At 68.4% G+C, this 20,258-nt stretch carries 18 protein-coding genes and 1 pseudogene; 10 read left to right on the plus strand and 9 right to left on the minus strand.

The features are described from left to right. The first annotated feature begins 6 nt into the window (after nt 1–6). The 4 genes from ACFYPA_RS02245 (at nt 7) to ACFYPA_RS02260 (ending at nt 4,547) form a co-directional block, all read left to right on the plus strand. Entirely contained in the window at nt 7–585 is a 579-nt protein-coding gene (locus ACFYPA_RS02245) for an ABC-three component system middle component 2 (protein WP_359084189.1), read from the plus strand. Further along, on the plus strand, nt 582–2,597 hold the full coding sequence (locus ACFYPA_RS02250; RefSeq protein ID WP_359084190.1) for a DNA recombination protein RecN: 2,016 nt from the start codon (nt 582–584) through the stop codon (nt 2,595–2,597). Before ACFYPA_RS02245 ends, ACFYPA_RS02250 begins: the two co-directional genes overlap by 4 nt. 983 nt (nt 2,598–3,580) lie before the next feature. Then, entirely contained in the window at nt 3,581–3,835 is a 255-nt protein-coding gene (locus ACFYPA_RS02255; RefSeq protein WP_359084224.1) for a hypothetical protein, read from the plus strand. A gap of 193 nt (nt 3,836–4,028) precedes the next feature. Beyond that, nucleotides 4,029–4,547 (plus strand): hypothetical protein, encoded by a 519-nt coding sequence (locus ACFYPA_RS02260; protein ID WP_359084225.1) that lies wholly within the window; start codon nt 4,029–4,031, stop codon nt 4,545–4,547. A gap of 558 nt (nt 4,548–5,105) precedes the next feature. On the opposite strand, the gene ACFYPA_RS02265 is transcribed toward ACFYPA_RS02260, so the two are convergent. The 7 genes from ACFYPA_RS02265 to ACFYPA_RS02295 form a co-directional block, all read right to left on the minus strand. Beyond that, on the minus strand, nt 5,106–5,480 hold the full coding sequence (locus ACFYPA_RS02265) for a nuclear transport factor 2 family protein (RefSeq protein WP_389128906.1): 375 nt from the start codon (nt 5,478–5,480) through the stop codon (nt 5,106–5,108). Nucleotides 5,481–5,564: 84 nt separating this feature from the next. Beyond that, the gene (locus tag ACFYPA_RS02270) at nt 5,565–6,353 is read right to left on the minus strand and encodes an SDR family oxidoreductase (protein WP_359084192.1); all 789 of its coding nucleotides are present in this window, start codon (nt 6,351–6,353) and stop codon (nt 5,565–5,567) included. Next, nucleotides 6,346–8,118: an ABC transporter ATP-binding protein gene (locus ACFYPA_RS02275; RefSeq protein ID WP_359084193.1), complete on the minus strand. Its 1,773-nt coding sequence runs from the start codon at nt 8,116–8,118 to the stop codon at nt 6,346–6,348. The genes ACFYPA_RS02270 and ACFYPA_RS02275 overlap by 8 nt, the downstream gene beginning before the upstream one ends. Then, complete coding sequence (locus tag ACFYPA_RS02280) at nt 8,115–10,436, minus strand: ABC transporter ATP-binding protein (RefSeq protein ID WP_359084194.1); 2,322 nt, start codon at nt 10,434–10,436, stop codon at nt 8,115–8,117. Before ACFYPA_RS02280 ends, ACFYPA_RS02275 begins: the two co-directional genes overlap by 4 nt. Next, nucleotides 10,433–11,056, minus strand: a complete 624-nt coding sequence (locus ACFYPA_RS02285; protein WP_359084195.1) for a TetR/AcrR family transcriptional regulator — start codon at nt 11,054–11,056, stop codon at nt 10,433–10,435. The genes ACFYPA_RS02280 and ACFYPA_RS02285 overlap by 4 nt, the downstream gene beginning before the upstream one ends. Nucleotides 11,057–11,081: 25 nt before the next feature. After that, complete coding sequence (locus ACFYPA_RS02290) at nt 11,082–11,429, minus strand: DUF1330 domain-containing protein (protein WP_073958126.1); 348 nt, start codon at nt 11,427–11,429, stop codon at nt 11,082–11,084. Next, complete coding sequence (locus ACFYPA_RS02295; RefSeq protein WP_359084196.1) at nt 11,426–12,310, minus strand: dienelactone hydrolase family protein; 885 nt, start codon at nt 12,308–12,310, stop codon at nt 11,426–11,428. Before ACFYPA_RS02295 ends, ACFYPA_RS02290 begins: the two co-directional genes overlap by 4 nt. Before the next feature lie 54 nt (nt 12,311–12,364). Between ACFYPA_RS02295 and ACFYPA_RS02300 the strand changes: the two genes are divergently transcribed. Then, entirely contained in the window at nt 12,365–13,363 is a 999-nt protein-coding gene (locus tag ACFYPA_RS02300; RefSeq protein WP_359084197.1) for a helix-turn-helix domain-containing protein, read from the plus strand. Nucleotides 13,364–13,519: 156 nt separating this feature from the next. On the opposite strand, the gene ACFYPA_RS02305 is transcribed toward ACFYPA_RS02300, so the two are convergent. Continuing rightward, nucleotides 13,520–14,074 carry a TIGR03086 family metal-binding protein gene (locus tag ACFYPA_RS02305; RefSeq protein ID WP_359084198.1) on the minus strand — a complete coding sequence of 185 codons (555 nt, stop codon included), beginning with the start codon at nt 14,072–14,074 and terminating at the stop codon, nt 13,520–13,522. 228 nt (nt 14,075–14,302) lie between these two features. Then, nucleotides 14,303–14,572, minus strand: a complete 270-nt coding sequence (locus ACFYPA_RS02310; RefSeq protein WP_359084200.1) for a dihydrofolate reductase family protein — start codon at nt 14,570–14,572, stop codon at nt 14,303–14,305. Between the two features lie 1,245 nt (nt 14,573–15,817). Between ACFYPA_RS02310 and ACFYPA_RS02315 the strand changes: the two genes are divergently transcribed. The 5 genes and pseudogenes from ACFYPA_RS02315 to ACFYPA_RS02335 all read left to right on the plus strand — a co-directional run. Continuing rightward, nucleotides 15,818–16,579, plus strand: coding sequence for an IclR family transcriptional regulator (locus tag ACFYPA_RS02315; protein ID WP_359084201.1), 762 nt, complete (start codon nt 15,818–15,820; stop codon nt 16,577–16,579). Between the two features lie 100 nt (nt 16,580–16,679). Next, on the plus strand, nt 16,680–17,690 hold the full coding sequence (locus ACFYPA_RS02320) for a PDR/VanB family oxidoreductase (protein WP_389128914.1): 1,011 nt from the start codon (nt 16,680–16,682) through the stop codon (nt 17,688–17,690). 50 nt (nt 17,691–17,740) lie between these two features. Further along, on the plus strand, nt 17,741–18,958 hold the full coding sequence (locus ACFYPA_RS02325) for a cytochrome P450 (RefSeq protein ID WP_389128917.1): 1,218 nt from the start codon (nt 17,741–17,743) through the stop codon (nt 18,956–18,958). Between the two features lie 68 nt (nt 18,959–19,026). Next, nucleotides 19,027–20,112, plus strand: coding sequence for an S-(hydroxymethyl)mycothiol dehydrogenase (locus tag ACFYPA_RS02330; RefSeq protein WP_389128920.1), 1,086 nt, complete (start codon nt 19,027–19,029; stop codon nt 20,110–20,112). After that, a pseudogene (locus ACFYPA_RS02335) lies at nt 20,109–20,219 on the plus strand (MBL fold metallo-hydrolase); the annotation flags it as partial. The gene ACFYPA_RS02330 and the pseudogene ACFYPA_RS02335, both read left to right, overlap by 4 nt. Between the last annotated feature and the right edge of the window lie 39 nt (nt 20,220–20,258).

The raw sequence follows: 20,258 nt of genomic DNA on the forward strand, positions 1-20,258 counted from the left end.
TTCGCTGTGGAAGCACACCGGCCGGTCATGATGCCGGAGGACGAGGTGACCTTCCGGCTGGCGCAGCTGCTGCTTCTTCTCGACGCTGTCGCCGGACAGGACGCCAAGGGGGCGAGTCTGGAGCGCATCGGCTACTACGACTTCCTGTCGGCGAATCCCTTCCTCGTCGTCGATTCCGACGGCCGGGAGGGCAATATGCTCCGGCTGGCCGGGTTCGATCCGCAGGTGCTTTCGTACGCGTCCTCCTCGCAGCGCTTTACCAGTCGACGCGAGCGCATCCAGCACGACCTCGGACTGCTCGTGGCTTACGGGTGTTGCGAGGTGCATAACCGCAACGGCGCCTTCGCCTATTCGATCAGCAACCGCGGTCGGGAACTTGGGGCTCGCTTCACCGCCACCTACGCCGCGTCGTTCGCCACTGCGGCGTCCATCGTCGTGCGTCGCCTTCGCAAGCTCAGCGACAAGGCGCTGCGGGAACAGACGGCACGGTGGCTACGGCCGGATGGAGAGGGCGGGCCCGGTGCCGCGCTCCTCAGCGTCCTGGGACCGGGACCGCAGGCACCTGACATGCCCTGGGAGGGATGACCACCATGCAGCCTCTGCCCGGCATCCGGATCCGGCGCCTGCGCCTTGCTGGCGTCAGCCGGAACTATGACGTCGATTTCACGCAGGACCAGCGGGTGCGGGACCTGTCCGTGGTGGCCGGGGCATTCAGCTCGGGCAAGACCGCGGTGTTGGAGTTCATCGCCTACGGCCTCGGTGGGAAGCGCCATCCACGGCATCCTGAGGTGCTGCGGAAGGTCCGTTCCTGCCTTCTGGAAGTCGAGCTGTCCGGCGAACCGCACGTCATCGAGCGGCCCGTCGGGGAGCCGTCGAAGGTCGCCTACGTACGCCGGGGGACACTGGACAGCCCGCTGCTTTCCAAACCTGAAGGCAGGACCATCGAGCCGGCGGGAGCCCCCGAGAGCCTCTCCGCTCTGCTGCTGGGGCACTGCAAGCTCGAAGGCGTCCAGCTGCGGGAGGCCCCCTCCAGCCGTGAGTCCCGGACCGACCCCCTGAGCATCCGCGACCTCATGAACCTCGCGTTCCTGCCCAACGAGCGCATAGCCTCCAAGAACTTCCTGTTCGAGAACGAGTACATGAAGAAGCACAAGCTGAAGCAGGTGGTCGACGTCGTCTTCGGCGTTCATGACGACCGCGCCGTCGAGCTTGGGCAACGCATCAAGGAACTGGGCGCCCGGCTCACCCAGGCACGCTCCGAACTCGCCGCAGCACGGGCGTTCGTCGACGAGCAGGACGTTCCCACCGTTGGCGCGCTGATCGCTGAGCAATACGAAGGCGAGCTGCGGGAGCTGACCGAGCAGCTACGGGCCCTCGACGAGGCAGCGCAAGCCGGCACCACCTTCGCTGGACGTCTGCGCCGCGAACACCAGCAAGCTGCCCAGCGCGCCCGGCGAGCCGCAGGCGTGGTACGTGACTGCGAGACGCAACTCACCCGGATGATGCCCCTGAGGGCGCAGTACGCGGACGACCTCGTCAAGCTCAATATGCTGGCCGAAGCGCAGCGCCTGTTCGACCCACTCAGTGTCACAACCTGCCCGGCGTGCCTGAATCGGCTACCCGCTCCCCCGTCGGTGGAGAACGGCTCGTGCAGTCTGTGCAGCCACGAGCTGCCCCATGGCGACGGGCACCTGACGCTCGGCACCGCCACGGCCGAACACTCGTCGGATGAAGAGCGGCTGAATGTCGCGGCCGAGGTCAGAGCCACCAAGGCCCGTTTGAAGGAGATCACTGCCTACATCGAGGGCCTGGACAGCTCGCTCGCCACGTTGAAGATTCAGGCAGAAGGCGCCGCCACCGACGAAGAACGTGCCGCGGCCGCGGTCGACGAAGCCACTTCGCCCACCGTCACCCCGTTCCTCGCCGCTCGCGACAACCTCCAGCGTCGGCGCGAGGAAGCCCTCCGTCACCTCCAGCACGCCGAGAACGCGACGAAGCTTCAGGCTGGCCTGGAGAAGCGCGCCGCGCTCGTGGAGCGGCAGGAGGCACAGATCGAACGCCTGCGGGAGGAACGCGACCGGCTGGGAGATGCCGCACAGGACCGGGACTTGGTCATCGGCCGAATCAACGGCCGGTACAGCGAACTCCTGCGGCAGTGGCACTACCCGAAACTCAGCCAGCCGATGATCGACACGAACCTGGTTCCTCACGTACGCGGTGATTCCTACCGCGAGGCATCATCCGGCGCCCGAACACTCCTGACCCTGGCCTGGCAGCTGGCCGTCTTCGAGGTGGCCGTCGAAACATCGGCCGCCCACCCCGGCTTCCTCATGATCGACAGCCCGCAGAAGAATCTGGGCCACGGCGGCACCCGGGACGCGGTAATTGCGGACGCGATCGCCATCGAGGACTTCTACCGCCACCTGACCAGCTGGCTGGCTGAACAGGGAGCCGGCGCCCAGGTGATCATCGTCGACAACAGTCCGCCCATGCTCGTAGAAGAGAACGTCGTGGTCAGGTACAGCCGTAACGAGGACCGGCCCCCCTACGGGCTGATCGACGACGAGACCACTACAGACGAAGGCAACCCCGAATGACCTCCTCACCCTGCCTAGGCCATTCACCCGTCCGCGCCTGCGCCTACCGCGGCTTTGGCGATCGGCCGCCAGCGGTCTCAGGGCGCGGCCGCGCCCTGGTGGTGGCCACGTAATGGCGGACGAACACGTCCCTCGTGACCGCCGCCCAGGCATTCCTCACCCTCAGGCGGCTCGACCCAAAAGTTTACATGCCGACCTGACCCTCTACCAGGTCCTGGACCTTCTTCAAGACCTCCTGAAGGGCTGGACCGGCACCGGCATCACCCAACCTGTGCGCCAGATCCCGAGGTCAACTCGGCCGTGGGACCGCGCCACGACGCTCCCTCAGGCAACCACCATAAAAGGCCAGGTCAGACGCATCTGAAGTGCTCTGACAGCCTGCGACAGCGGGTCAGTACCGCACGGCGCGCGGCTAGTACCGCACGGAAAACAGCCGTGCAATCCACGTTTCCCCAGGTCAGAACGATTCTGCCTGGGGATGCTGGGTGGGGCGGGTGGGACTCGAACCCAAAACGGTGACACGTCTCACCTGCGGTTTTCTCAGAGACACGGATATACCGTCCTGTTTCCATCCGGCTGAATCCCCCTCGATCCGGCTCCATCGGATCCGGTGCAGCGTTCGCTGCACCGGTACGAGAGGCACAAGAAGCCGCGTCAAGCACATCCGATCACGCGCTTCTCGATCGACAGTGTGGGGCTCCGCTGGTGACCGCCACGCCGGCGAGGCATCCAAGAAAAGGAGGCTACTCGACACCCCGCGTGACTGTAGGTGATCAAAACCTTCACCGTCGAGACGAGTCCGACCCGGTCCCTTCCACGGGATACTGGCGTAGGTGCGGGACCCACTCCCCTGATCCCTCCGCCCGGTGTCGGCACCGAGGCCGACATCGTCGGCACGGCGGTGGCCAACGGCGTGCGGCCCCAAGCAGGCGGCCCGAAAAAATGCGGGGCCGGTGTCGGTGGGCCAGGGAATGCTGGTGCCCATGGAAGACCCAGAGCAGCAGGACAGTGACGAAGACGTAGAGCCGGACGACGCCTGGGCCGTGGACGGAACGTGGGAGGGAATCCTCACTGCGGTCCCTGCAGCCGCCGACGAGGGCAACGACATCGGCTGGACGGTATCTGTGGACTCCACCGTCCGCCGGGCCCACCAGCACGCAACGGGAGCAAGGAAGAGGGGGCGCCAGATCGGGCTGAGCCTGACGATCACGGGCTCGGACGTTCCCGCGGCGGCCTGAGCACAAGGTGCATCTTGCCAGCGACAGCCACGCTCGTCCGTTCCCGTTCCACGTGACCGCAGGCCAGGCGGGCGATGCGCCGTCGTTCGAAGCGGTGCGGTACCGGTCTGCAACACCCCATAGAGTGAGATCGGGGGCGTGTCGTATATCTGATACGCCCCCTGCCCAAGCCTTCGATCGGAATGTGAACAGAATGTGGATCGAGCGAATCGCTGAGGCCACGCACTGGGAGCCGCTTCGGCTCAATATTCCCTGGAACAGCATCGAGGAAGATCTTGGTACTCAACTGCCCGAAGATTACAAGAAGCTTGCCGAGACGTTCGGCAAGGGCGAATTCTCGGAGTTCTTGCGTGTTTTCACCGTCGATACCACGAGGCAGTTCGACCTGGTCAGGATCTGGAAGAAGTATCTCGAGGGCGGCCCGGAGAGCGGCCCAGATCCCGCCTTCAAGCCTTACCGGATGTACCGGCCAGGTCAGCGCGGCCTCATTCCCTGGGCGTTCGGTGAGATGAAGTGCAGCTACTTCTGGCTGGCGTCCGCGGATGAGGATCCGGCGAGCTGGCCCATCGTCACACAGGGAGATCCGTATCCCTGGCACGAAGTGAACATGTCCACTTCCGAGTTCGTCTGCCGAGTGCTGACCGATCCCGATTTCGATCCGTTCTCGATCGCGAGGCCGTTTCCGGATCCTGACTTCTATCCGATGGACTGAAAAGTCATCTCATTTGGTGAGTCTGCGGTAGCAGATGAGCGTGCAGGCGATACTGGTGAAGCCCAGGAAGTGATCGGCCTTGCGTTCGTATTTCAGCCCTGCCCAGCGCGCCTACTCGAGGTCTATGGCCGAGTCCGCCGATGGCTCACGGCCCATCGCCTCGGACGGCGTGGCCTTGATGTGCCCGGAGCCCAGCCTAGGACTTCCTCGAAGCTTCGGGCAACAATCGGGGTGGGCAGGTCCCCACGGTCGCCTTCGAAGGTCCTGAAGGTCGCCTCACTCAGCCAGGTGCAGCGCGCGAGTTCACGTTCCGAGATGCCTTCGGCCTCACGGAACTCGATGAGGCTCTCGCCAGCCGCGCAGATTCCTCTCCGCTCATGACCGCAGTATGTCGCAGAGCCCAGGCTGGGGCAGCCCGCTGACTTTTTCGCCCTCGCCATGCAACCGGCGATCGTCACCAGCCCTGACCTGCACGCCAATCCCATGACAGAGTCAGATATCAGACAACGACTCGCATACCGCCCTCTGAGACCGTGACCCGATTCGGGCGATCGCCGACTACTGCTCGACCTGCATGCGACGGACCAGACGACCCTCGAACTCGTACACATGACGGACCTCCTCTCGAGCAAGAACGGAACCGCCCGGGTCGCGAGCCACCAGTCTGACCGCGACTTCGATCCGGCCGTCGCCCCGTTCCCGAAACTGCACAGGCGTGAGGGACAGCCGAAGCTGAGCCCACTGGCGAATCCAGTAGTCTCGGACCGACGCCCGTCCTTCGAGGTGCCCGCCTTCCCAGCCGTTGGGCCACTGGACATCGGCGGTCATGGCCGCGAGGACCCGATCGATCTCGCGGGCGTTGAATGCCTCGTACAGCTCTCGGAGCTCCCGCGATCGGGCGAACGTCGACGGCCTGTCGTCACTATGGGGCACTGAATCATCCTCTCGCCAGAACACGCGTGCTGGTGCTGCGGGCTCGACGTCGCCGACCTTCGCGATCGTCAGCGGCCGAGCGGGTCACAGTCCACCAGCCGCTCGGATGCTGGCTCCGGTGACATAGCTGGCCTCGGAGCCGAGCAGCCAAACGATGGCCGGAGCGATCTCGTCGGGCTCTCCGGCTCGGCCCAACGGGATGCGTGTGGCAGCGCGCCCGGCGCGGTCCGGATCCCCGGCATCGGCGTGGATCCTCGTGTGCACCGTGCCCGGCGCCACGGCATTGACCCGGATCCCTTGATCGGCGACCTCCTTGGCGAGTCCCACGGTCATCGCTTCGACCCCGGCCTTGGCTGCGGCGTAGTGGACGTAGTCGTGTGCCGAGCCCAGCGTGGCTGCTGCCGAGGAGACATTGACGATTGCCCCACCGTGTCCGCCGCGGGTGGTGGACATTGCCCGGACCGCCTCACGCGCGCACAGCAGCGCGCCGACGAGGTTCACGTCGACGACCCGGCGCAGCACCGCGACCGGGGTGTCCGCCAAGTCTCCAAGGTGTGCGGTCAGTCCGGCGTTGTTCACCAGTCCGGTGACGGCGCCCAGGTCCGCGGCAGCGGCGAACAGCTCGGCAACGTCATCCTCGTCGGTCACGTCGCCGGCCACGGCAACAGCTCTCACGCCGTGGTCCTGTGCTGCCGCGGCAGCCCTCATGGCGGAGGCGCGGTCGTCGCGGTAGCCGACGATCAGGTCGTGTCCTGCACGCGCCAGGTGCGCGACGGTGGCAGCGCCGATCCCCCGCGCCCCGCCGGTGACGATCGTGAGCGGACGGACTGCCGGTGGCACGGGTCCCGCGGTTCGGCTTCGTGTGTCACTCATGGTTGTCAGTCCTGTCGTGGCTGGTGTCTGCACTCCAGGTTTCCCAGAGGGCTGCGTAGGAGGTCGCGGTGGTGACGAGGTGGTCGTGGTGGCCGAGCTCGGTGATGCGGCCCCCTTCCATGACGGCGATGCGGTCAGCGTCTCGGGCTGTCTGGAGTCGGTGGGCGACGGCGATGATGGTGCGGCCCTGGATGGTGGCGGCGAGGGCTTGTTCGGTGCGGCGAGCGGTCGTCGGGTCCAGCAGGGCGGTGGCCTCGTCGAGGACGAGGGTGCGGGGATTGGCGAGCACGACTCGGGCGAGCGCGACATGCTGGGCCTGGGCGCCGCCGAGCCGATGGGTGCCGAGGTCGGTGTCGAGCCCGTCGGGGAGGTCGTCGAACCAGTCTGCGCCGAGGACGTCGAGGGCCTCGAGGAGCTCGGCGTCGGTGGCGTGAGGTGCCGCGATGGTGAGGTTGTCGCGCAGAGGGTCGGCGAACACGTGGTGCTCCTGGGTCACCAGGACGATGTGCTGGCGGAGCTGCTCGGGTGCGAGGTCGGCGACGTCCGCACCGCCCACGGTGACCCTTCCTGATCGGGGACGGTCGATGCCGGCAATGAGGCGACCCAGGGTGGTCTTGCCTGCTCCCGACGTCCCCACGACGGCGAGATGCTCGCCGGCCCGGACGTCGAGGTCGACACCGTGGAGGACGTCGGCCCCGTCGTAGGCGTAGCGGACGTCGGTGACGACGATGTCCATGTCGGTGGGGACGGCCGTGACACCCTCGGCGCTGCGTCGTGGCGGTTCCGCTGACGAGGCGAGGCCCTCGATGCGGGCGAACGAAGCGGCGCTGCTCTGCAACGTCTCCACCCAGATCAGGATCGTGTCGATCGGGGTGGTGAGCTGGCGCAGGTAGAGGACGACCGCGACGACGGTGCCGAGGCTGAGCTGGTGGTCCATGTAGAGCAGGCCGCCCACGCCGAACGCGGCGCCGACGGCAAGGGCGGTGGAAGCGTCGATGGTCGGGAAGAACACGCTCCGCAGGCGAAGGGTGCGCAGCTGGGCCGCTGTCGCGGCGGCGATCGCGGCCGAGCAGTCGGCGGCCCGCCGCTCCTGCAGGCCGAGCGCTTCCACCGTCCGGGCGCCGGCGGCGGTGCCGGCCAGGACGTCGGCGACCTCGGCATGCGCGGCTGCCTGGGCCAGATAGGCCGACCGGGCGCGGCGCAGGTACCAGCGCAGGATCACGGGGATGGCGACGAGTGCGACCAGTCCGACGGCGCCCAGCACGGGGGAGAGCAGGACGACGGCGACGATGATGATCAGCGCCTGGGCAAGGGCGAACACCATCTCTGGCGCGGCGTCGCGCAGAGCGACCGACACCAGGCCGGCGTCGGTCGTGGCACGTGAGGTCAGGTCGCCGGTGCCGGCCCCTTCGACAGCTCGTGCAGGGATCCGCATGAGCCGGTCGGCCAGCTGCTCGCGCAGTCGGGCGGCGGTCCGTTCGCCGAACCGGTAGCCCAGGCGGCGGGCCTGGTGCCCGATCAGGAGCTGCGCGGCCGCGGCAAGCACCACGAGGAGGCCCAATCGGTCGATGGTCGCGACCCCAGCCCCGGCCTGCACCTCGTTGACGATCTGCCCGAGCAGCCACGGCCCGACCAGACCTGCGCCCGCTGCCGCGCAGTTGGCGAGCAGCACGGCGATGAATGCTGCGCGGTCGGAGCGGATGAGCCGCCACGCAGCACGGCGGACCTCGCCGGGCTCTGCCACCGGCAACGGCTGCGCGCTCATGCCTGGATCTCGGGGTCGTGGGCGCTGGTGGCCGGTCCTCCGCGGTGGACCAGAGCGGCGTAGGCGGGGTTGGCCAGCAAGGCGGTGTGGGTGCCGCTTGCGACCACCCGACCGGCGGCGAGCAGGTGCACCTCGTCGGCTCCTTGCAGCACGAGCGCGGACGTCGAGGTGACCAATGTGGTCTTGCCGCGACGGTGGTGGGTGAGGCGGTCGACGATGGTGGCCTCCGTGGCGGCGTCGAGCGCCGAGGTCGGGTCCACCGCGAGCAGGACGGTCGGGTCGGCGATCGTCGCCCGAGCGAGCCGGACGCGTTGGCGTTGACCGCCGGAGAGGTTCCGTCCCCCGGAGTCGATCCTCGACCCCAGGCCCTCGGTCAGGCCCCGCACCACGTCGTCGGCGGCGGCGGTGTGCAGCGCGTCCAGGATCGCAGCCTCACCGAGGTCGGCGACGTCGAGGCGACCGGCCACTACCTGGGCCAGGGACCCGGCGAACAGGGCGGCGTCGTTGTCGGCCACCAGCACCTGCTCGTGCAGCTGGGCGGGGTCGAGCTCGGAGGTCGGCTGCCCGGCCCAGGTGGCACCTGGGCGGAAGCCGCCGAGTCGGTCGACGAGGGCCACGGCGTCGGAGTGCCGGGCGGTGGCGACCGCAGCGAACGTCCCCGGTGTGATCCGCAGCCCGGAGACCCCGTCGATCAGGTCTCCCCGCCCCGGGGGCACCGCCGTACCGGTGCTGTCGGGGCGCACGTCCAGGAAGTCGGTCACCCGACGTGCGGCCACGAGAGCCTGGCTGAGGTCGAGCGCGCCCTCGATGAAGGAGGCCACCGGCACCGCCAGCACCGCGGCGTAGCCGGCGACCGCGACCAGTTCGCCCACCGTGATGCTGCCCTCGACCGCGAGCCGGGCGGCCAGCCACACCACCACTGCGGAGAACAGTGTCGGCAGCCCCAGACCGACTGCCTGGATCACGCTCGTGACGCGGCCGACCCGATAGCCGTGCTGCAGCAGCCGCTGCGACTCGGCGCGGAAACGGTCGGCGTAGACCGCTTTGCCGCCCAGGCCGTTCAGGACGCCCAGCCCCGCGACGATGTCCACGATCCGACCCGTCACTCGGCCCTGCTGCTCGCGGTACGGCGTACCGACCGTCCGGAGCCGGCGCGTCGCCGGGCCCATGACCATGGCCAGGACCGGAACCCCCGCCAGCACGACCACAGCCAGTGGCACCGAGATCCGCAACAGCAGCACCGCGATCACCAGGTAGGCGAGCACCGCACCGACCCCCGGCCCGGTCGCGGTGAGGCTGCGCCCGATCGTCCACGCGTCCCCACCTCCGATGGCCACGACCTCCCCGGTGAGCGCGCGACGCGCCATCGTGTCTCCCAGACGGATGCCGTGGGCGTTCACCTCTGACACCGTCCGCAGCGCCGCATCCATGCGCACCCGGGTCATGGTGCGATGCCGCCAGATGCTCAGGCCCGCCAGGACGCCCCCGACCAGGAGCAGGACAGCCGTCCACCCAAGCACCACGTTCTGCTGGCTCTCCGCGAGGCTGTCGATCGCACGGGACAGCACGTACGGCGGTAGGGCGAGCCCCACCATCCAGGCGCTGCCGAGCACCGCTCCGAGCGTGACCCGGCCGCGCTGCCGAGACACGAGCCACGCCAAGTACGACCACGGGCCACGGGTGTGGGGGCGCGTCGGCGGCGCGGTGCTCCGGCGCATGTGTCGGCGTCCCCATGCCTTGCCCGTCTGGACCACGACGACCAGCATCACGGCGAGAAGTGCGGCGGAGGTCGCCGGGACGAGGTCCAGAGGCAGCGTGTAGCTCATCACGACCCGAGCCGCAGCATCGATGAGCAAGGCCAGTCCGAAGCCCCAGGTCATGCCCCGCATCGCTCGCCGAAAGGTCTCGCTCGTCTCCCAGGACCGGTGCCAGTCCTCGGCCGGCGCCGGGGGCATGAAACCGACGGTCGCCGTGAAGACGAGCGGTCGTGCCCGCAGCAGCGACAGCAGGACCCAAACTCCGGCGAAGCCGGTCAGATAGCTTTCGCGGGCCATCAGGGGCCGCGAGTCGGCAGTCATGAGGCCGATCGCAGTCCCGACGGTGATGAGCCCGAGAGCGAAGAGGCTAACCCCGGGGACGCGCCGCCGGAGGACCAGGCCGGCGCTCAGGCGGAGCATAGGCAGGGCGGCCCCGGCGAGGAGCGCTGTCCAGACGGATGCGCCCAGTGCGCGGAGCACGTAGTAGGACGCGAGCGGGACGACGAGGTCGATGAGGAGGAAGCCGGTGAAGGCGGCCGGACCGCTTCTCGGGGCCCTCATCGTGGCTCCGTGGCCTGCAGTGCACGTCGGACGATGGTGACCAGGTGCTCGGCGTGGCCTCGTGCGTCAGCCGTCGGGTCGCAGGCGGCGCGGGCCGCGGCGGCGTCGATCGACGCCCGCATCGTCATGGCCAGCACCCCGGCGTCCACATCCGCGGCCTCACCCGTCGCCTGCCCTCGCTCGATCAGCTCTCGCAGGTGGGCGCTCAAGGGATCCTCGCCTCCCCGGGGGCCGTTCGCAGGTCGCATGTTCGCCGCCACCTCCATGACTGCGCGCACGTGCCTCGGATGGTCGGCGACGAAGGTGAGGTTGCTCCTGATGCAGGTCGCGAGCTCGCCGATCACCGAGTCGCTGTCGCCCGTCGCCTGGCCGATCTGCTCGCCCGCCTCGCGGTAGAGGGAGGTCACCACCTCGCTCAACAAGTCCTCCTTGGTCGGGAAGTGGTAGGTCACCACTCCTTTGCTGACGCCTGCGCGGCGAGCAACCTCGGCGACGGACGTGCCTGCGAACCCCAGCTCTACCAGCACGTCCACCGCGCAGTCGACCAGCTCGGCCTTCAGGGCCAGGCCGCCGGGCGACGGGGTGGGTGAAGGTATCGTACGCAGGTGCGAATCTGACACCGCCGTCCTTGCAGGGTGGACGACCTCAGCGCGATGCCGGAGCGTTCCGGATGGCCTGCGCGGTGGCGCTCGGGTCGTAGTCCTGGGGAACGCCGCCGACGAGGATGATGTCGCCCTGGATGTGCCGGGAGCGGAGGGGTGCGATCTCCCGGTAGGCGGGAGAGTCCCACCAGTCCCTGGCCTCGTTGATCCCGGGAAAGCCGATCACCACGACATGTCCGGCCCACGCGCCCTCCTTCACCTCCGGTGGCGTGCCGTGCACGAGGAAGCGGCCCCCGAAGGGCTCGAACGTGCCGGCGATCCGCTCCATGTACTCGGCGACGTCCGGGTGCGGCTCGGCGTCGCGCAGATGGGCGATGGCGTAGGCAGTCACAGAAGGTTCCTGTCTGGAGAGGGTCGGTTCGCGTGAGCGTCAGTCGAGCGGTCTGAGTTGGCGTGGCCGTGAAGCCGGTGGACAAGGAAGTCGAGGATCTCGTCGCGTGCCGTGGCGGTCGGTTCGCCCTCGCGATCGACGAGGTGAACAGTGACCACGCTGTGGGGATAGGGAACGTGAGCAGCGAAGAACGGCGGTGCATCACGATTCGCGGCAGTGTCGGGGAGTTCGCGGCTGACGAAGGAGTCGCCCAAGGCTTGCGCGTAGGTATCGAAGCGCGCCCTGGTGCAGACCTTGTCACCCTCGAATCGGTAGGCCAGGACGGTGAGATCGTCACGGTCGAGACGTTCCTTCACGGCGGTGAGCTCGGCGTCGCTGATCTCCAGGACGCCCGGCTCGTCCAACGGCAGGGACGGCTGGCAGGCCACCGGCGCGACGACGGCGCTCTCGAGCATCATGGTGATGGCGAAGTTGCCGGTGAAGCACATCCCGACCGCGCCCACACCTGCTCCCCCGCACTCACGGTGCGCCGAGCGAGCGAGAGCCATCAACCACGTCGTGATGGGGCTCGACTCGCCACCGCCGAGTGCGCGGAACTCCTTCGCGACGCAGAGACGACGAAACACCTGTGCCCCGCTGTCGGCGTCGCCGAGGGCGCCGTCGGTGCCGAAGAGGGAAGGAAGGTAGACCGTCATGCCACGATCGCGGACCCATCGGGCGAAACGAGCGACGTGTGGGCTGATGCCGGGCATCTCGTGCATCACGATCACACCGGGACCGTCACCGCTGACATACACGCGACGCACCTGGCCGAGGAGCGAGATGGACCGGACGGTGAAGTCGGCGAGGTCGTCGTCTTGGGTCACGTCGTGATCCGTCATAGAGATCCCCCCTGCGATGGATCGTCGCGGACTGCGGCCGATCTGGTGACTACGATGGATCACGATGAAGTCCTTGAGAGAGCGAGACCGGCCATATTCCGGGCGGTTCGAGACATGACCTCGGTCCGCGTACTGGATCTCGAGGGAGCGATGGCCACTTCCGTGGCCATCACGGTTGATGTCCTCGACACCGCGAACCGGCTGGCCCTCCGATCGGGACGGGCCGATCAGTTCGACGTCCAGCCCTGGGTCGCCAACGGCTATGGAGACGCAACGGATCCGGTGGATCTCGTGGTCGTCCCTGGCCTCGGGATGAGAAACACCCAAGAGGTTCGCAGCCGACTCGCAGCGCCCGATGCCAGAGCGGGGGCGCACTACTTGAAGGAAGCCGCCGCAGCAGGTAGTGAGATCGCAGCCTCGTGCGCCGGAGTGTTCCTCCTCGCCGAAGCCGGCATCCTCGATCAGCGACGTGCGACTACCACCTGGTGGCTGGCGCCGCTGTTCGCCTGCAGGTACCCCGCAGTTCGGTTGACACCTGCTGATCTCGTCGTCACCGACGGCCCGGTGACAACCGCAGGCGCAGCCTTGGCGCACCTGGACCTGATGCTGACGCTCGTAGGGCGTCACGGTGGGGAGGCGCTCGCCCGGGAGTGCGCCAGGTACCTCGCGGTTGACCGTCGTCGGTCGCAGTCTCCCTACGTGATGCCCGAGACGATCGAGGGCGCCGACAGCGATGTCGCAATCGCGCGGTCATGGGCGCTCCAGCACCTCGACACAAGCATAGGAGTGAGGGACTTGGCCGCTGCCGCACACCTCAGTCCGCGCACCTTCACCCGCAGAATCAGCGAAGCCACAGGTATGTCACCTGCTCGATTCCTACGACGCCTGCGTGTCGAGCGAGCTGTCGAGCTTCTGCACAACACCGACCTCGCCGTCACCGGAGTCGCCCATGCAGTCGGGTACAGCGACCCGACGGCACTTCGACGGGCCATGAGCCAAGAGCTCGGCATGAGCCCCCGGACAGTCCGCGGACAGCGCACCCGCGCCCACTGAATGACATCCGCGACCGGCGCGCCCCATCGCTTTGCACGAGAGCGCGTCGGAAGGCCGTCGGCACTCGGCTCGGCCTAGCGTCCTTCAGCGGACCAAATGACCGGAGGGCGTCAGTCACCAGAGCAGGATCGTCATCCGCACGATCGGAGATGTCGCCTATGGTCGTCGCCCGAACGAGTCGAGCAGCCGGATCTGTGGTGACGCGTCAGCAGGTAACGTTCCGCTCGGACCGGCGCCATACGCTCCGAAGGCAAGCATTTCGTCCAGGTGCGGCTCGACCGTGTTCAGCACGCCGACAACAGTCTGCGGATCAAGGGTCTCGTCGAGACGCGCGGCACGCAGGAGGTCCCACGCGTGCACTACCAGGTCGACGAGACGGAATCGCACGTAGGCAGCGACGGGAACATTTCCGTTCGGGCCCGCGATCTGTTGCTCGGGCGATGTCGCGAAGAATGCCTGTGCTTGGCGCTGTGCGGACTCACTCACGTCAGCGACTGGGTCATCGCCGACCTGCTTGGCTGCGAGCATGGCGTGGGCCTCGTCGCGACCAACGCCTGCCAGCAGAAGTGCGGTGAAGCGGTTCCCCACCACCACGTGCTCAATCAATTCGCGTACCGAGATTCCCGACGGCGTCGGTTGCTCCGACGAGTCCGCGGGCAATTGGCGCACAACTCGTTCGAACTCTGCCGAAGCTGCCCTGATCAACTCCATGTGCTACAGGCTAGCGGCACGAGCCGCTCGTCCGGGAGGCGACCAACCCGACTTGCCTGCATACCCCCGGCAAGGATTCGGCCGGTCGCACTCCACGAGCTGCGTCTCGCGAGGGAATCCCGTACTGGTCACGCTCTGGTGACTATCGGGCGCACGCTGAGCGTGCCACAACAGGATCGATCAGCGAGACGCAGTTCGGTGGAGCCGTCGAGCAGCGCGATCGGTCGGTCAACGTCTCCGGAGTAGGTGGCGGACCACCCCGCTGGGGCTGGGGACGACGTCGTGATGGAATCGGGCATCGAGCTCCTCCGGGGACTGCCAGAGCCTGGTGCCCGAGCCGAGCTCCAGGGGGACCGCTACGTGCAGGGTGTCGACCAGATCCGCCTCGAGGAAGGCACGGATGGTCTGCGCGCCCCCGCCGAGGCGGACGTCCCGGCCGTCGGCTGCTGCCCGGGCCTGGGCCAGGGCTTTGTCGGGGGTGCCGTCGACGACACACACGGCGAGACGAGCGCAACTCTCACCTCACGCACCGTCTGTGACGTTGCGTCACACACTCCCGGACAGCACCCCTGCCCGCTCATGTGGGACTCCGCCGTCACCATCACTCACCGCCAGACGCCTTGTGCGAACCGACCGCCGCTCACTCGCAGAAGGAGCCATCGGCCCCCGCCGCTCCCGGCTCAACCGGAAACCTCACTCAGGGCCTTGCCCGGGCACCGCAGAACTGACGAGCTCGACTTCACGAGCCATCACACGGGCACTGCCCCTACAGCTCCGCTGCGTGTCGGCAGGCTGCCCTGGCAAGCGCCAGTACCTCAGCGGCAAAGACCGCGCCGGAGATACCCCCTCACCATCACGGGCAACGACGGAGACAGAAAAGGCGTGAGCGACCAGGATGTATCGCCGTTCAAGCGGCCGTGGGAGCAACCACCACGCATCCCACCGAGGAACGACCAAAATCCCAGTTCACAGACCTATGGCATGCACTGGGGCCTCGGAACGCTGCACGCCGCTGCACCGATTCGGGGTGCCCGTGTCCGCGAAACCCACGTTTCCGCAGGTCAGAACGTTTCCGCAGGGTAAAACTGGTGGGGCGGGTGGGACTCGAACCCACGGCCGACGGATTATGAGTCCCCTGCTCAACGGTGCGCTTCCTCAACGCTTGTCGGCCGCCGACGATGTCCGGAGGCCCACTACTGGACCGGGTCAGCTGGGTACCGCCCGTGTACCACCAGGGCCATCAACAAGCTGAAGAACTCCCGCGCCGTCGCAACCCGTTACGACAAGCGTGGATACGTCTTCCTCGCACCGTCACAGCAGCCCGCCCTCGTCATCTGGCTCCACAGCTGACCGCGTGCCACGGCCTCAGCTCACCCAGGCACTTGGCGCCAACACCAAGCTCGCTGCCGCGAGGAAGTCCACGAGGCTGATGACACCGCTGCCCGTGCCGTCGTCCCATTCGATCAGGAGACCCGATCGACCCTCGTTCCAGGACTCCGGTGTCTCAGCGTCATCCTCGGGGCCGGGATGCCACTCGACGCATCCCTCGCCATGCCGGTATCGGAGATACAGGTGTACCCGGCGTTGGGGTGCGGGCGCCTGGTGGGCCGCGTGCTCGTGGCGGCGTGCCGGACCGGCTGTTCGCCGGCGCGTGGTGAGGCCGCCATCGACGCCCGGGTCGGCGATGGAAATCCTGTCCTCCGCCCCTCTTGACCTTGGGCGCGGACACCCGATGATGGCCTGGTGAGGACACAGAGCGGTGAGTCGGTGCTGGCGAGGGCCGTGCGGATCTTCGAGGCGTTCACCCCGGAGGAACCGGCCCTCACCGTCTCGGAGATCTCCCGGCGCGCGGGCCTGCACATGGCGACCGCATCGCGCCTCGTCGCCGAGCTCGTTTCGCACGAGGTCCTCACCCGGGACGCGGACCGCCGCGTACGCATCGGCCTGCACATGTGGGAGCTGGTGACTCGCGCCTCGCCCGCCCTGTCCCTGCGGGATACGGCGATGCCCTTCATGGAGGGCGTGCACGACGTCGTGGGTCACCACGTCCAGTTGGGAGTGCTCGACGGTGAGGAGGTCCTCTTCCTGGAGCGGCTCAGCACACCGGGCGCCGTCATCAACTACACCCGCATCGCGGGGCGTCTGCCGCTGCATGCCTCCTCCAGCGGGCTGGTCCTGCTTGCCCACGGTCCCGCTGGCCTACGGGAACGGATCCTCACCGAACCCCTCCACCGCTATACCGCGAACACGCCGACCGACGCCCCGCGGCTGCGCGCCGTACTCGCCGATGTCCGGCAACACGGATACGCCCGCTGCCCCGGCTACGTACATCCCGACGCGCTGGGTATCGCGGCCCCGGTACGGGACGCCCAGGGCCATGTCGTGGCCACCCTGTCGGTGATCGTGCCGAACGAGGACGGGGCGACGTCCGTCGTCCCCGTGGTGCGCACCGCCGCCCGCGGCCTGTCGCGGGCACTGGGCGCACGCGACGCCGTGGTGGCATGAACCGCAGGAAGACTTTGTCTCTCACTGAATGATAATGCCGTCGCGACGGCCGTCTCCTGCCACGCATCCTTCCTGCAACCCAACGACGGGAGGCGGCAACGTGGTCGGAACCAGCGTGGTGGGACATGCCGTTCCCGGCACCGGCGAGGGACGCCCGGAGCCGAGGAACGCGGTGACCTTGACGGTCACCGGCAAGGAGCAGGTGGCCGAGGGTGTGGTGTCGGTGACCCTCGCGCACCCGGGCGGCGCCCGGCTGCCGGACTGGACGCCGGGCTCGCACATCGACCTGGTGCTGCCGGACGGCACCGTCCGGCAGTACTCGCTGTGCGGTGACCGATGGGACGCGCACGCGTACCGCTTCGCGGTGCTGCGCGAGCCGGACGGCCGAGGAGGATCCGCGTACGTACACGACCGGCTGCGGCCGGGTGACCGGGTCGGCGTCGGCGGACCGCGCAACAACTTCCCCCTGGCACCCTCCGAGAAGTACCTCTTCATCGCGGGCGGCATCGGCATCACTCTGCTGCTACCCATGCTCCACCAGGCCGAACTGCTCGGCAACGAATGGCAGTTGCTGTACGGGGGTCGCACGCGCGCCTCGATGGCCTTCCGCGACGAGCTGTCTGCGGCCTACGGCGAACGCGTGCACGTCGCCCCGCAGGACGAGCAGGGGCTCCTCGACCTGACCGCGTGGCTGGGCGAGCCGCGTCCGGACACGAAGGTGTACTGCTGCGGGCCCGGCCCACTGCTGTCCGCGGTGGAAGGCGTCTGCACCGCCGGCTGGCCACCGCACGCGCTGCGCACCGAGCACTTCACCGCCGCCGACCGGTCCGCGCCGGTACGGAACACCGCCTTCGAGGTCGAGTTGCGGCGCAGCGGGCGCGCCGTCACCGTCGCTCCCGGAACGTCCGTCCTCGAGGCCGTGCGCGAGGCCGGGGTGGACGTGCTGTCCTCATGCGAGCAGGGAACCTGCGGCACGTGCCTGACCCCGGTCCTGGAGGGACAGCCGGACCACCGGGACTCAATACTGACGGATCAACAACAAAGCGCGCAGGACTGCATGTTCGTGTGCGTTTCGCGCTCGTGCGGCGACCGTCTGGTGCTCGACCTCTGAGTCCTCGCGAGTCCTCCTGAGTTCTTTCCGCTGTTGTGCAAGGAGCCGCAATGACCGAGACAGTCGAGCATGCCGTGACGCCGCCGCCTGTCAGCGATGTCGATCCGTTCTCCCACGAGAACCTGGAGAACCCCGATCCGCTCCACCGAGGGCTGCGCGAAGCCGGCCCCGTCGTGTTCCTCCCTCGCTACGAGGTCCACGCGTTCGCCCGCTACGAGCAGGTGCACGCGGCACTGGTGGACTGGCAGCACTTCGAGTCGGGCTCGGGTGCGGGCCTGGCCAACTTCCGCGACGAGAAGCCCTGGCGCGCCCCGAGCCTGCTCCTGGAGGCCGACCCGCCCCTGCACGACGCGCCGCGCCGCGCACTGCGGGACATCCTGGCCCCACCCACACTGCGTCGCCTGCACGCCGCATGGGCCGACACGGCCGAGGAGCTGGTCGATCAAGTCCTCTGCTACGGGGCTGAGTTCGACGCCCTTCCTGCCCTCGCGGAGGCATTCCCGCTGCGGGCGTTTCCCGACGCGGTCGGGCTCGGCCCCGACGGCCGCGAGAATCTTCTGCCGTACGGCAACATGGCGTTCAACGCCTTCGGTCCGCGCAACGACCTGGTCGCCGCCGACGCACACCGGGCAGCCGACCTCAGCGCATGGGTGGGTGCTCAGTGTCAGCGCGAGGCTCTCGCCCCGGAGGGCTTCGGCGCCGACATCTGGGCGGCTGCCGACCGCGGCGACCTCACCCACGCGCAGGCCCCACTGGTGGTGCGCTCCCTGCTCACCGCGGGCGTCGACACCACCGTGCACGGCCTCGCCGCCTGCCTGTACGCCTTCGCCACTCACCCGGTTGAGTGGCAACGCCTGCGCGAGCGACCCGCATTGGCCCGGGTCGCCTTCGACGAAGCGGTGCGCTGGCAGTCACCGGTGCAGACGTTCTTCCGCACCGCCACCACCGACGTGACCATCGCGGGGAGCATCATCCCCGAGGGCACGAAGATCCTCATGTTCCTCGGCTCCGCCAACCGCGACCCGGACCGCTGGGACGACCCCGACCGCTTCGACCTCACCCGTGATCCTTCCGGCCATGTCGGCTTCGGCATGGGCCTGCACCAGTGCGTCGGACAGCACGTCGCCCGCCTGGAGGCGGAAGCACTGCTCACCGCCCTGGTCCGCCGCGTCGAGTCGTTCGAGCTGCTCGGCACACCCCGCCGTCACCTCAACAACACCCTGCGCGCCTGGGCATCCCTGCCCGTCCGCGTCCACCCTGTCCGCTGACCGGCCGCGGGCGTCCTCGCGCCGCCGCACCACCCGCACCACCCGGACCGCCTGAGAGGAATATCGACATGTCGCAGCACGTACGAGGCGTCATCGCACGGTCGAAGGGAGCACCGGTCGCCATCGAGACCATCGTGATCCCCGACCCGGGCCCGGGAGAGGCCGTCGTGCGGATCCAGGCCTGCGGGGTCTGCCACACCGACCTGCACTACCGCGAGGGCGGGATCGGCGACGAGTTCCCGTATCTCCTCGGGCACGAGGCGGCCGGTGTCGTCGAGTCGGTCGGCGACGGGGTCTCCGAGGTCGCCCCGGGCGACTTCGTGATCCTCAACTGGCGTGCGGTGTGCGGCCAGTGCCGTGCCTGCCTGCGCGGCCGACCCCAGTACTGCTTCGACACCCACAACGCGAAGCAGAGAATGACGCTCACCGACGGCACCGAACTCAGCCCCGCGCTCGGCATCGGCGCGTTCGCCGAGAAGGTCCTCGTCGCCGCCGGCCAGTGCACCAAGGTCGACCCGGCCGCCTCACCCGCCGCTGCGGGCCTCCTCGGCTGCGGCGTGATGGCGGGCCTCGGTGCCGCGCTGAACACCGGCGCGGTCACCCGCGGCGACTCCGTCGCCGTCATCGGCTGCGGAGGCGTCGGAGACGCGGCCGTGGTCGGCGCCCGGCTCGCCGGGGCCGCGAAGATCATCGCGGTGGACATCGACGACCGCAAGCTCGCCATCGCCGCCTCCCTGGGCGCCACACACACCGTCAACTCGCTGCAGACGAACCCGGTGGACGCGGTGCGCGGGCTGACCGAGGGATTCGGCGCCGATGTGGTCATCGATGCCGTCGGCCGCCCGGAGACGTATCAACAGGCCTTCTACGCAAGGGACCTGGCGGGCACCGTCGTTCTCGTCGGGGTACCGACCCCTGAGATGCGCCTCGAACTGCCGCTGGCGGACGTGTTCGGCCGGGGCGGGGCGCTGAAGTCGAGCTGGTACGGCGACTGCCTGCCCTCGCGCGACTTCCCGCTACTGATCGACCTCTACCTCCAAGGACGCCTGGATCTCGATGCCTTCGTCTCGGAGACCATCGCCCTGGAGGATGTCGAGGACGCCTTCGCTCGCATGCACAAGGGCGATGTGCTGCGCTCCGTGGTGCTCCTGTGACGACCGCCCGTATCCAGCGTCTCGTCACGTCCGGGACCTTCAGCCTCGACGGCGGGACCGGGGAGGTCGACGACAACGTCTGGATCGTGGGGGACGACGCCGAAGTTCGCCGTCATCGACGCCGACCTCATCGCGCCTGCCCTCGG

It is taken from the genome of Streptomyces sp. NPDC005775 (assembly GCF_042871565.1).
Classification (GTDB): domain Bacteria; phylum Actinomycetota; class Actinomycetes; order Streptomycetales; family Streptomycetaceae; genus Streptomyces.

Coding starts and splice junctions, on each gene's coding strand:
- ACFYPA_RS02250 (WP_359084190.1), top strand. CDS start 582: ATGACCACCATGCAGCCTCTGCCCGGCATCCGGATCCGGCGCCTGCGC.
- ACFYPA_RS02255 (WP_359084224.1), top strand. CDS start 3,581: ATGGAAGACCCAGAGCAGCAGGACAGTGACGAAGACGTAGAGCCGGAC.
- ACFYPA_RS02260 (WP_359084225.1), top strand. CDS start 4,029: ATGTGGATCGAGCGAATCGCTGAGGCCACGCACTGGGAGCCGCTTCGG.
- ACFYPA_RS02270 (WP_359084192.1), bottom strand. CDS start 6,353: ATGAGTGACACACGAAGCCGAACCGCGGGACCCGTGCCACCGGCAGTC.
- ACFYPA_RS02275 (WP_359084193.1), bottom strand. CDS start 8,118: ATGAGCGCGCAGCCGTTGCCGGTGGCAGAGCCCGGCGAGGTCCGCCGT.
- ACFYPA_RS02280 (WP_359084194.1), bottom strand. CDS start 10,436: ATGAGGGCCCCGAGAAGCGGTCCGGCCGCCTTCACCGGCTTCCTCCTC.
- ACFYPA_RS02295 (WP_359084196.1), bottom strand. CDS start 12,310: ATGACGGATCACGACGTGACCCAAGACGACGACCTCGCCGACTTCACC.
- ACFYPA_RS02300 (WP_359084197.1), top strand. CDS start 12,365: ATGGATCACGATGAAGTCCTTGAGAGAGCGAGACCGGCCATATTCCGG.
- ACFYPA_RS02305 (WP_359084198.1), bottom strand. CDS start 14,074: ATGGAGTTGATCAGGGCAGCTTCGGCAGAGTTCGAACGAGTTGTGCGC.
- ACFYPA_RS02325 (WP_389128917.1), top strand. CDS start 17,741: ATGACCGAGACAGTCGAGCATGCCGTGACGCCGCCGCCTGTCAGCGAT.
- ACFYPA_RS02330 (WP_389128920.1), top strand. CDS start 19,027: ATGTCGCAGCACGTACGAGGCGTCATCGCACGGTCGAAGGGAGCACCG.